General features: G+C 70.1%; 9 protein-coding genes. 6 read left to right on the top strand and 3 right to left on the bottom strand.

Going from position 1 to position 11,465, the window contains the following annotated elements; translation table 11 throughout:
• Positions 1–81: 81 nt before the first annotated feature.
• The 3 genes from OHA17_RS21775 to OHA17_RS21765 form a co-directional block, all read right to left on the bottom strand.
• Positions 82–1,443, bottom strand: a complete 1,362-nt coding sequence (locus tag OHA17_RS21775) for an aspartate aminotransferase family protein (protein WP_406507984.1) — start codon at positions 1,441–1,443, stop codon at positions 82–84.
• Positions 1,444–1,534: 91 nt separating this feature from the next.
• Positions 1,535–2,224, bottom strand: a complete 690-nt coding sequence (locus OHA17_RS21770; RefSeq protein WP_406507983.1) for a response regulator — start codon at positions 2,222–2,224, stop codon at positions 1,535–1,537.
• Positions 2,221–3,552 (bottom strand): histidine kinase, encoded by a 1,332-nt coding sequence (locus OHA17_RS21765; RefSeq protein WP_406507982.1) that lies wholly within the window; start codon positions 3,550–3,552, stop codon positions 2,221–2,223. Before OHA17_RS21765 ends, OHA17_RS21770 begins: the two co-directional genes overlap by 4 nt.
• Positions 3,553–3,826: 274 nt before the next feature.
• On the opposite strand from OHA17_RS21765, the gene OHA17_RS21760 reads away from it, so the two are divergent.
• The 6 genes from OHA17_RS21760 to OHA17_RS21735 all read left to right on the top strand — a co-directional run bounded on the left by OHA17_RS21760 (position 3,827) and on the right by OHA17_RS21735 (position 11,345).
• Positions 3,827–6,022 (top strand): MMPL family transporter, encoded by a 2,196-nt coding sequence (locus tag OHA17_RS21760; RefSeq protein WP_406507981.1) that lies wholly within the window; start codon positions 3,827–3,829, stop codon positions 6,020–6,022.
• Positions 6,023–6,272: 250 nt separating this feature from the next.
• Positions 6,273–7,859: a protein kinase domain-containing protein gene (locus OHA17_RS21755; RefSeq protein WP_406507980.1), complete on the top strand. Its 1,587-nt coding sequence runs from the start codon at positions 6,273–6,275 to the stop codon at positions 7,857–7,859.
• A gap of 886 nt (positions 7,860–8,745) precedes the next feature.
• Positions 8,746–9,063, top strand: coding sequence for a hypothetical protein (locus OHA17_RS21750; RefSeq protein WP_406507979.1), 318 nt, complete (start codon positions 8,746–8,748; stop codon positions 9,061–9,063).
• Entirely contained in the window at positions 9,060–9,698 is a 639-nt protein-coding gene (locus tag OHA17_RS21745) for a DUF5819 family protein (protein ID WP_406507978.1), read from the top strand. Before OHA17_RS21750 ends, OHA17_RS21745 begins: the two co-directional genes overlap by 4 nt.
• Complete coding sequence (locus OHA17_RS21740; RefSeq protein ID WP_406507977.1) at positions 9,695–10,696, top strand: HTTM domain-containing protein; 1,002 nt, start codon at positions 9,695–9,697, stop codon at positions 10,694–10,696. The genes OHA17_RS21745 and OHA17_RS21740 overlap by 4 nt, the downstream gene beginning before the upstream one ends.
• A 409-nt stretch (positions 10,697–11,105) precedes the next feature.
• Positions 11,106–11,345, top strand: coding sequence for a hypothetical protein (locus tag OHA17_RS21735; protein ID WP_406507976.1), 240 nt, complete (start codon positions 11,106–11,108; stop codon positions 11,343–11,345).
• Positions 11,346–11,465: the final 120 nt, after the last annotated feature.

The raw sequence follows: 11,465 nt of genomic DNA, 5'->3' as shown, positions 1-11,465 counted from the left end.
CCGGCTTCGGGCCACCCTATGGGGTGCCCGGAAACCGGACAAAGGAGAGCGGGCTTTTGCCGCTGGATCGGGACAGAAGCGTCACACGGTGTGCTGGTCAGCCACCGTCAGTGCCTCGTCGAGCACGGCGAGGCCTTCCTTGGCCTCCGCCTCGGTGATGTTGCAGGGCGGCACGACGTGGGTGCGGTTCATGTTGATGAACGGCCACAGACCGTTCTTCTTGCACGCGGCGCCGAACGCGGCCATCGGCGCGTTGTCCGCTCCGCTCGCGTTGTACGGCACGAGCGGCTCGCGCGTCTCCTTGCTGCGGACGAGCTCCAGGGCCCAGAACACGCCCATGCCGCGCACCTCGCCGACCGAGGGGTGCCGTTCGGCGATCTCGCGCAGGCCCGGCTCCAGGACGGTCGCTCCGATGTGGGCGGCCTGGTCGACGACGCCCTCCTCCTCCATCACGTTGATGGTGGCGACGGCCGCGGCGCAGGCCAGCGGGTGCCCGGAGTAGGTGAGCCCGCCGGGGAAGGGCCGGTGCTCGAAGGTCTCGGCGATGTTCTGGCTGATGGCGACGCCACCCAGCGGCACATATCCGGAGTTGACGCCCTTGGCGAAGGTCATGAGGTCCGGTACGACGTCGAAGTGCTCGGAGGCGAACCACTTGCCGGTCCGGCCGAACCCGGCCATGACCTCGTCCAGGACGAGCACGATCTTGTACTTGTCGCAGAGCTCGCGCACGCCGGGCAGGTAGCCGGGCGGCGGCGTCATGATGCCGGCCGTGCCGGGCACCGACTCCAGGATGATCGCGGCGATGGTCGCCGGGCCCTCGAAGGCGATGGTCTCCTCAAGGTGCTTCAGGGCCCGCGCGCACTCCTCCGCCTCGGTCGTGGCGTGGAAGGGCGAGCGGTACAGGAACGGCGCCCAGAACCGGGTGACGCCCGCCGAGCCGCTGTCGGAGGCCCAGCGCCGCGGGTCGCCGGTGAGGTTGATCGCCGTGTTCGTACCGCCGTGGTACGAGCGGTAGGCGCTCATCACCTTGTGGCGGCCCGTGTGCAGGCGGGCCATGCGGATGGCGTTCTCGACGGCCTCCGCACCACCGTTGGTGAAGAAGATCTTGTCGAGGTCCCCGGGGGTGCGCTCGGCGATCAGCCGGGCCGCCTCCGAGCGGGCCTCCACGGCGAACGCGGGCGCGAAGGTCGTCATCTTCGCGGCCTGCTCCTGGATCGCGGCGACGACCTTCGGGTGCTGGTACCCGATGTTGGTGAAGACGAGCCCGCTGGTGAAGTCGAGGTAGCGGTTGCCGTCGTAGTCCCAGAAGTAGGACCCCTCCGCGCCGGCCACGGCGAGCGGGTCGATCAGGCCCTGGGCGGACCAGGAGTGGAACACGTGCGCACGGTCGGCGGCCTTCACTGCCGCGCCGGCCTGAGGATCGGGGATGCCTTGAGGGGTCATGCTTCCAGGGTAAGGACGCGCAGGTGGGAGCGGCCATGGCCATCTTGTACACCGAGACCTTCCAGGCTCGGCAAGGTGTCGGGGCTCCGCCTCACCCGGGCCCCTCCCCGGCCGCCGCGCGGGCGGTCACGAGCCCCGACTCGTAGGCCGCGATGACCGCCTGGGCGCGGTCCCGGACGGCGAGCTTGTCGAAGATCCTCGTGATGTGGTTCTTGACCGTGGACGGGCTCAGCTCCAGGGCGCGGGCGATCTCGGTGTTGTCGAGGCCGGTGGCCATCAGCCGCCACACCTCGACCTCGCGGGGCGTGAGCTCTCCGAGTCCCGTCGGGGCGGGCCGCGGATCGCGGGGCGCGGTGACGAAGGTGGAGATCAGCCGGGTGAGCAGGCGCGGCGCGACCGCGGCCTCGCCCGCGTGGACGGTACGGATCGCCGCGCTCAGGTCCTCCGGCGAGCTGTCCTTGGGCAGGAACCCGTAGGCCCCGGCGCGCAGCGCGCCCACCACGTACTCGTCCATGTCGAAGGTGCTCAGCGCGAGGACCCGGCTGCCAGGCACGGCGGCGGCGAGCTCGCCGGTCGCCGCGACCCCGTCGAGTACGGGCATCCGGATGTCCATCACGACGACGTCGGGGCGCAGCCGGCGGGCCAGGGCGACGGCCTGCGCGCCGTTCTCGGCCTCCCCGACCACCTCGAAGGACGGGTCGGGAGACAGGATCAGCGACAGGCCACGCCGCACGAGTGGCTGGTCGTCGGCGATGAGCACCCTGATCGGAGCCTCGGTCATGGGCGTACTCCTTCTTGCTCGGCTTCTCGCTCGACGGCCGCCTCGTCCGGGGGGAGGGGCAGCTCGGCCAGCACGGCGAACCCGCCGTCGGCCCGGGGCCCGGCGGTGAGGGTGCCGCCGTGCAGGGCGACGCGCTCGCGCATGCCGATGAGCCCGTACCCGCCGGAGCCGGGATGCGGGGGTGACGCACCCCCGCCGTCGTCCAACACCTCGACGGTTACGTGCTGTTGACGGTACGTCAGCCGTACGGAGGCGTGGGCGGACCCGGCGTGCTTGCGGGCGTTGGTGAGGGCCTCCTGGACGACCCGGAAGACCGTGAGACCGACGGTCGGCGGCAGCGGGCGCGGCGGCCCGTGGACACTGAACTCGGCCGACAGTCCGCCGAGTTGGGCCTCGTCGACCAGACGGTCGAGGTCGTCGGCGCCGGGCTGCGGCTGGGCCGGCGCGGATTCCGGCTCGTCTCCGGCCCGCAGTACGTCGAGGAGCTGGCGCATCTCACCGAGCGCGAGCCGCCCGGAGGCCTCCATGGTGACCAGGGCGTCCCGGGCCACCTCGGGGCGGGCGAGGTTGGCGCGGGCGCCGCCGGCCATGAGCTGCATGGTGGTGATGTGGTGGGCCACGATGTCGTGCAACTCCCGTGCGATGCGGCGGCGTTCGTCGGCCACGGCGCGGTCGGCGAGGAGCCGGCGATTGGCGTCCACCTCGCGCTGCCAGCGGCCGACGGCCAGGGCGGCGCCGACGACGATGAGCGGCGAGAGGATCGCGGAGAGGGCCTCCTGCCAGGGCGGAAACCGCCCACCGCTCTGGCTGAGCAGGCTCGCCGCGGCCGTCACGAAGACCGCGCCCGCCGCGACCCGGCCGCTGCGGGCCCGGGCGACCGAGTACAGGGCGACCATGAGAACGGCCCCGAAGTGGGTGGAGAGCGGCAGGGCGAGGGACGCCGCCGAGTCGAGGACGAGGACGGCGGCGAGGGTGGCGACGGGGTGGGTGCGCCGGGCGAGCAGGGGCACGGCGGCCAGCGCGACGAGCAGGAACCCGGCGACGCTGACGCCGCGCTGCCCGCCGGGGTCACTGACGAAGACGTAGCTGAGGAGGTTGATGGCACAGGAGGCCCCGGCCACGAGGGCGTCGTTGCGGGTCCAGGGGGGTTGGGGGGTGCGGGGCGGCTCGGGGTTGTCGGGGCGGAGGGGTGGGAGTTTCCGGGCCGCGCCGGGACCGCCGCCCGGCACACCCTCGGTCTCGCCGGGCCGGGCATCGGGCGACTCCCCCGCGCCACCGGCCCCGGTGCCCGGCGCCTCGCCCCGCCCCACGTGTCGCAGCCCGCGCATGCCTGTTCCCCTCTGTCCGTCCCGGCCAGCGTGTCACGGCCCTCCCCCTGTCGGCATCGGCGCCGGGTCCCGCCCCGGCCCAGGACCACGGTCCTGGTCACCGCCCCGCAGGGGACCCAGGGCCCCCGCCCGGATCATCCGCAACCAGGACGCCGACCGGCCCCGCCCCCTGATGGGCTGGAGAGCGGCCGGGAGCACCCGGTCGACGTACTTCGTTCCTAGGGGGTGCCCGATGGGTCATGGGACACCCCTAGCCCGTCCGCCGGAGGACCTCGTGATCCGCGCCCTGACCGGATACTCCACCAAACACCCCTGGAAGGTCATCGCCCTCTGGGCCGTCCTCGGGCTCGCCCTGACCGCCCTCGCCCCGACCCTGTTCGCCCGTGTCACCCAGAACCAGACCGGCAACTTCCTGCCCCGCAGCTACGACTCCGCCGCCGCCCTGCGCATAGCGGAGGAGCAGTTCGGGGTGGATCCCGATGCCACCACGGTGACCGTGTTGGTCGCCCGCTCGGACGGCAAGGCCCTCGGCGCCGCCGACCAGAAGCGCGTCGAGGCCGAGGCTGCCAAGCTCGGCGGGCGGCGGGTCGTCATGCCGAGGGAGGACGACGCGCCGAAGTTCCTGGTCCCGGACCGCTCGCAGACACCCCGCATCGCCCCGGCGATGACCGCGCCCGACCGGAGCTTCGAGCTGCTCTCCGTCGAGCTGACCGGAAATCCCTCGGACACCGGCGTACAGGGTGTCTACCGGGCCTTCCGGGACGCCGCCCGGACACAGTTCGCCGAGGCGGGAATGCGTACGGGCTTCACCGGAGCGCTCGCCGACACCGTGGACACCACCGATGCCAACAAGACCGCCACGACGATCGGGGGCGCTCTCCTGACGGGGCTCATCGTCCTGCTGAACGTGCTGGTGTTCCGCAGCGTGCTGGCGGCGATCCTGCCGCTGCTCGCGGTCGCGGTCATCGGCGGCGCGGCGGCGGGCGCCGTCGGGGTGGCCGCGATGCTCACCGGGCTCAAGCTCGACGCGAGCACCCCGAGCCTGATCAACGTGGTCCTACTCGGCATCGGTATCGACTACCTGCTGTTCCTGCTGTTCCGCTTCCGCGAGCAACTCCGGTCCCAGCCACAGCAGTTGGCGCGCGAGGCGGCCGCGCAGGTATGCGCCCGGGTGGGCACCGCGATCACCTCGGCGGCGCTGACGATCGTGGCCGCGTTCGCCACCCTGGGCGTCGCGACCTTCGGGCAGTTCCGCTCCCTTGGCCCGGCGATCGCCGTGGCGGTCCTGGTGATGCTGTTCGGCAGCCTCACCCTGATGCCGGCGCTGCTCGCGGCCGCCGGACGCAAGATGTTCTGGCCGTCCCGGGCGCTGCGCCGCGAGCCGCGCGAGGGCCGGGCCGCCCGCCTGGGCGCGCTGGTCACGCGGCGCCCGCTGCTGATGCTGACCGCCTCCGTCGCCCTGCTCGGCGCGCTGGCCACCGGCCTGATCGGCATCCGCATGGACTACGGCCAGGGCGGCTCGGGCGAGAAGACCCCGGCCGCGGCCACCGCCGCCGAGATCTCCCGCGCGCTGCCGGCCGGCGTCTCGGACCCGACCAGCGTGTACGTCACCGCCAAGGACGGCGGCCCCCTCACTACCACCCGCCTCGACGGCCTCGCCCAGGCGCTCACCCGGGTCAAGGGCGTGGGCCAGGTCGCGCCGACCGTACTGAACAAGGACCACCGGGCCGCCCGCATCGACCTCTACCCGACCGCAGACCCGCAGAGCCGCGAGGCCCGCGACCTGGCCTCCGGGCCGGTCCGGGACGCGGTCGCCCGGTACACGCCCGCCGGGACGACGGCCCACGTCGGCGGAACGCCCGCGATCATCGCCGACATCTCGACCGCCGTCGACCACGACCTCAGGGTCGTCTTCCCCGTCGCGGCCGCGCTGATCGGGCTGATCCTGCTGCTGCTCCTGCGCAGCCTGCTCGCCCCGGTGATCCTGATGGTCTCCGTCGGTCTCGGCTTCGCCGCCACCCTCGGCGCGGCGACCCTGCTGTTCCAGCACGCCCTCGGAAAACCGGGCGTCAGCTTCACGCTCCCCCTGGTCCTGTTCCTGTTCGTCGTGGCGCTCGGCACCGACTACAACATCCTGATCACCGACCGGATCCGGGAGGAGATGCGCCGCCCGGGCCCGGCCCGCGCCGCGGTGGCCCGCGCCGTACGGCACACGGCACCGGCCATCGCCACGGCCGGCCTGGTGCTCGCCGGCTCGTTCGCGAGCCTCGCCACGACCCCGGGCAGCGAGCAGGTCGCCTTCGCGATGGCGCTGGGCATCATGCTCTCCGCGCTGGTCCTGTCGCTGGTACTGGTCCCGGCCCTGGCCGCACTCCTGGGCCGAGCCATCTGGTGGCCGGTCCGCCCGCGCGCCACCACGAACACCGACCTGCACCACGCCCCGGAACCCGACCGGGTCACGGCGTACTGAAACCGTGAGGCGGGCTCCCGGCCGAAGACGGGCTTAAGGGGCGCGGGGCTGTGACATATGCGGCTCCGCCGCGATGGGGGTCCCCCCTGGCCCTTAAGGCCTTGGGGGAGCGAGCAACCACGCACGGCCCGCGGCCGAAGGCGGGGTTTCAAGGAGCGCGGGGAACTACGCAACCCGACCCCACCCCCGGAGGGCCCCCGCACTATTCTCAGCCCGTAGGGGCGGTGTGAGCAGGGGAGGCGCGTCCGACATGGGCAGCACTCAACATCTTGAGCCGGGCGATCCGGAACGAATAGGCGGCTACCGGCTCCTGGCCCGGCTCGGGTCCGGCGGCATGGGCCAGGTCTACCTCGCGCGCTCGGACCGGGGACGTACGGTCGCGGTGAAGCTGGTGCGCCCCGACCTCGCCGAGCAGGACGAGTTCCGGGGCCGGTTCCGCCAGGAAGTCATCGCGGCGCGCAGGGTCGGCGGCGAGTGGACCGCACCCGTACTCGACGCGGACACCGAGGCCCCGGTGCCGTGGGTCGCGACCGGTTACGTGGCGGGCCCCTCCCTCCAGTCCGTGGTGGCGGGCCCGCACGGCCCGCTGCCGGAGCATTCCGTACGGGTCCTGGCGCGCGGCCTCGCCCACGCCCTGAAGGACATCCACGAGGCCGGCCTCGTCCACCGCGACCTCAAACCCTCCAACGTCCTGATCACCATCGACGGCCCCCGAGTCATCGACTTCGGCATCGCCCGCGCCCTGGAGACCGGCACCGACGCCGGGCTGACCAGGACCGGCGCGCTGGTCGGCTCCCCCGGCTTCATGGCCCCCGAGCAGGTCCGCGGCGACCGGATCACCCCGGCCTGCGACGTGTTCTGCCTCGGCTCGGTCCTGTCGTACGCGGCGAGCGGCAGGCTGCCGTTCGGGGAGGCGGCGAGCGGGGTGCACGCGCTGATGTTCCGCATCGCGCAGGAGCCGCCGGACCTCGACGGCGTCCCCGAGTCCCTCCAGGAGCTGATCGGCGACTGCCTGCACAAGGACCCGTCGGCCCGCCCCACCCTGGACCGCATCCTGGAACGCGTCCCGGAGGACGCGACGGACCCGTGGCTGCCCGCGCCGCTGGTGGCCCAACTGGGCAGCCACGCAGTGCGGTTGCTGGACATCGAGGACCCCGGGAGCGAGCCCGCACCGCATACGCACGCGGCGCCGACCGGCCTCAGGCCCCCGCCCTCGTACCAGCCCCCACCCCCGCCCCCGCCCTTCAACCCGTACCACTCCCCCGCACCGGAGCCCCCACCGACGCGCAACGCCAAGTCGACGGCGGCGCTGATAGCGGTGGCCCTTGTGGTGGCGGTGGGCGCGGGCGGTTCGGTGTACGCGTTCATGAGCGACGGCGGGCAGAGGGACAAGCCGGTGACCACCAACTCCCCTTCCCCGTCCGTGAGTTCAACGCACTCGGGGGACGCGAGCCCCGACGGCACGGGCACGACGACGTCCCCGGCCCCCGTCGACGGCGTACCGCAGTCGTACATAGGCAGCTGGTCGGCCGTGATCCCGAGCAACTCGGGTGACAACGCACGCCACTTGGTGATCCGGGCGGGCCGGGTGGGCGACGAGGTCCTCACCCTGACGGCCGACGGCGAGGGCTACCACTGCATCTTCGAGGCCCGCCTCACCGAACCCCCCGCCTCGACGGACACCCTGCTCCAGATAGGCCCGTCCGAGGTGGCCCCGGGCTCAACGGGCGCCTGCAACCCGGGCAAGCCGAGCACGGTATCCCTGATGCCGGACGGCCGACTGCACCGCCAGACGGTGGGCACGGGAGAGTTCCTCGACTACACGAGGAGGAGTTAAGCCCCGGGCACGCCGGTGACTCGCTGGATCCAGTCGGCTTCCGGTGAGGTGGTTTTGCCACCAGGAAGTACACCGGCCGCTGCAGCACCGCGTCCGCCACGATCGCCCCCGGGTCCAGGCTGGCGTCGCCCTCTAAGCGCAGCCAGACACCCGAGCCCGCCAGGACTCGCCGACCGCCGGTGTCCCAGACCCGGCGCCGATGGATAGCCGGCCTCCGAGTCACCCTGAAACGGCTGCCCCCTGTCACCGACTCTGGCCTGGATCTCATCAGCAGCCGCCGAGCCGGACTTGCTCACGCCGGACCCGTTCCTGGGCGGTCAGCCCACCGCCATCGCGAGCCAGCACAAAGTGACGGCAGTCACAAGGGCGCACCCCCTTTTTAGCCATCTCTTGCCATCTCATTTCATCGTGAAACAAAAACCCTGACGCAAAACGCTGGCGTCAAACATGAGTAGGCAGTGGCGGAGTGCACGACTCCGCCGAGCGGAACCAGATTCTCCGTTCTCCAAACGGCCACCAATGTCCATTTTTGATATGTTTTGCTGTTCGATTTTATTCGATACGCCCGGGCGCCCGAGAGTCTGGCAACTGTCGACTTCAAGCCCGGAGCAGAAGATCCACTGGGGGTGGACTTTTGATCTCGTCGCGTGAAAGCGTCATCTCGAATTCGACGGGGCACAACCGGCCGCACATAAAAGACCGGTGGGGGGCATTGACCACGCACCTCCTGCTTCCCCGCGAATGGAACGGGGGTCTTGGCACTTCTTACGAGGCTGAAGCGTGCCACCTGGCACTCTCAGTCGAATGCCTCATTCCCTTTGTTCTGCCTATCGGAAGCAAATCGAGATACACCCGGACGGAATTCCGGGTAGAGAAGGAGAGACACATGAAGAGGAAGATTTTGGCGGCTGGGGGAATCGTCCTGGGCGGGGCTGCTCTTGTGCTGAGCATGCAGGGTTCGGCGCAGGCCGCCTCGACGCCGCCGCGCGCCGAGAGCACGCAGGTGGCGGCTACACAGGACCCGGAGGCACAGCCGCAGGCGATCGGCAGCGTACTCGGCAAGGTCGCCGTCCACGCAAAGGCCGCCTGCCCGTCGGTGGCCGGTGCGGTCGGCTCGGTCGCCAACGACTTCTTCGGGACCCACAGCCAGCCCAACAAGGACCTTGGCAGCGTGAACACGATTGACACGGTCTTCGACAAGTGACGGAGCACACCGTGGTCCGGAGGGCAGCGCTGCTTGTCGGCGCTGCCCTCCTGGGCGCTTATTTCATGGTCTCTTCCCTTACTCAGATGCCGCTCAACCCGGTCAAACTGCGCCACTACGACGAGATCAACTCGGTGACCCAGCCCTACCTGGCCCAGAACTGGATGCTGTTCGCGCCGAACCCGGTCTCGGACGACCGGGGCATCCTGGCACGGGCCCGCTGCAATGACGGCCGCGTGACCGACTTCTACGACGTCACACGCCGGTATGTGAAGCAGGAGCAGGGCGACCGCTTCTTCCCCTCGCGGATGAACCGGCTCGTTAGCGGGACGATCACACAGATGGACGTGAGCGACCCGATCCTGGAGCGACTACGGAACACCGAGAAGGAGAAGAAGAAGCCCCAGATCCCCCTGCTGCCGCACGAAAAAACATCGCAGGAACAGGGGGAGAAGTTCCTGGCGAGGTACTCCATGCGGCAGCTGTCTGGTGTGTGCCGGGGTGATCTGGCCGGCGTTCAGGTGCGTGTCTATGTGAATGAACTGCCGTCATGGTCCCAACGCAAGGACGCTTCCGCCGCCGGAAAGCATAATTTCCAGAATCTTGCATGGCGGGCGGCGGGTGATCTGAAATGAAAAAGATAACCTCGGCGATCGACAAGTGGAGTACTGTCCCGATCAGCTCGGTCGGAGTGTCCGGGACTCGGGCCCTCCTCGGATTCGTCGGCCTCATGTTCTACGCCAGTCAATACAGCGACCGGTCATATCTCTTCGGCCCGCACGGCGCTCTTCCATGGCAGGAATTCGTTGACCAGATCCATGAGAATGGATCATTCAGCCTGTATGCGGTCAGTACCTCGGGGCTGTGGTTCCAGGCGGTCTTCCACCTGGGAATGCTCGCCGCGCTCCTGGTAACTATGGGCATCGGCGGCCGGGTGGGCCTGGCCGTCCACTGGGTGTTCCTGTGGTCGATCTACGAGCGCCAGCCCGTCCTGCTGGACGGGGGAGACAACCTGGCGTATCTCGTCATCCCGATGCTCCTGCTGACCCGCTGCTACGACCGTTTCTCGCTCACCAGCGGCTTGTCACGAAAGATCGCGGAGCGGGTTCCGGGCCAGCTGCGCGCGCTGGCGAGTCCGCTGCACAATCTCGGCGTCCTCGCGATCGCCGGGCAGATGTGCCTCGTGTACATGGTCAGCGGCCTCTACAAGGTCCAGGGGCAGATGTGGCAGGACGGCACCGCCCTGTTCTATGTGCTCAGGGTGCCCGAATTCTCGTCCCCCGCCCTGTCTCATCTGGTCTACGAGAACGACCTCCTGGTGTTCTTCGGGACCTATCTGACGGTGTTCTTCCTGGTCTACTTCCCCCTGGGGATCCTGGTGCCGGCCCTGCGGCCGTGGGCGGCGGTCATGTCGATCGGCTTCCATCTAGGGATCGCCCTACTGATGGGGTTGACCGGATTCGCCCTGACGATGGTGGCATGCGACCTCGTGTTCCTGAGCCGAGGCCTCGACCAGGCCGTCGTCATCAGCAGCCGCCTGGTTGACAGAGCCCGCTCGCGGACCGCCGGGGCCCGGGCAGTTTCCGAGGGGGAGCGCCCAGTCTCGGACCTGGCCCCGGAGAAGGCGGCTTGATCCTGCGGCATGGCGCGAATGCGGTGGCACTAGGACAACGCGCGTCTATGTTCGGTGCTTCGGCAGGGTGCACCGCGCCTCAGCCAGTAAAGAAGGAGCTGACATTTTGCAATCATCACCGTCCCCTGCTGCGGATCACAGGGCCGGCAGCATGGTCGGCCTCTTCTGGATCAACGGGGAAGGGGTATACCTGGGCACGCCGCCCATGCCAGGGAGGGCGGGCGTACTCCTCTTCCCGATGGGGGTGCTGATCACTGGAGAGGCGCCGCAAGAATGGCCTTGGGCGGCCGTGATGGATCTCCAGGTAGCCGACGCACCGGTCCGGTCCACGGTCACACGGTGGGCAACCCACGCACTGTCCGTGGCGGCCGCGGCCCTCGACGCATGGACTCCAAGCAGCCCGGCGGAGATGACCGTCACCCTCATTACCAAGGAGGGTGACCGTAGCGAGACGCGAGTGCTCTCAGGTGCAGCGGTCGCTTACAGCCAGCGAGAGGTCGATCTTTCGCTAGGGCTGCTCGCCCGCTTCGTGCGCCGCGAATCCTCACCCGCCGCCCTAACACACTGGTGGAACGAGGTCTCGCCTGGCGAAATCCTGCGGTCCCGAACCCGCGAGGCCACGCTGGAAGGCTGGCTGGGCCTGGCTTGACGCGCACCTGATGCACGCCGATACCTGGAGGTGCCATCTCGCGCCGCTGCCGCCCCTCGACGACAAGGCAAGCGCCCGTGCAGCAGTACCGCCATCCAACCCCTGGAAACAAGGAGAGAG

Origin of the sequence: Streptomyces sp. NBC_00212 (assembly GCF_045206365.1) — a bacterium.
Lineage (GTDB): Bacteria > Actinomycetota > Actinomycetes > Streptomycetales > Streptomycetaceae > Streptomyces.
Note: the sequence above shows the minus strand (reverse complement) of the source record. Positions and strands in the feature narration are given on the sequence as shown.

What these genes read in the sequence shown, in the direction of transcription:
- OHA17_RS21770 (WP_406507983.1), bottom strand. Translation starts at nt 2,224, where the DNA reads ATGACCGAGGCTCCGATCAGGGTGCTCATCGCCGACGACCAGCCACTC.
- OHA17_RS21755 (WP_406507980.1), top strand. Translation starts at nt 6,273, where the DNA reads ATGGGCAGCACTCAACATCTTGAGCCGGGCGATCCGGAACGAATAGGC.
- OHA17_RS21765 (WP_406507982.1), bottom strand. Translation starts at nt 3,552, where the DNA reads ATGCGCGGGCTGCGACACGTGGGGCGGGGCGAGGCGCCGGGCACCGGG.
- OHA17_RS21775 (WP_406507984.1), bottom strand. Translation starts at nt 1,443, where the DNA reads ATGACCCCTCAAGGCATCCCCGATCCTCAGGCCGGCGCGGCAGTGAAG.
- OHA17_RS21750 (WP_406507979.1), top strand. Translation starts at nt 8,746, where the DNA reads ATGAAGAGGAAGATTTTGGCGGCTGGGGGAATCGTCCTGGGCGGGGCT.
- OHA17_RS21735 (WP_406507976.1), top strand. Translation starts at nt 11,106, where the DNA reads ATGACCGTCACCCTCATTACCAAGGAGGGTGACCGTAGCGAGACGCGA.
- OHA17_RS21740 (WP_406507977.1), top strand. Translation starts at nt 9,695, where the DNA reads ATGAAAAAGATAACCTCGGCGATCGACAAGTGGAGTACTGTCCCGATC.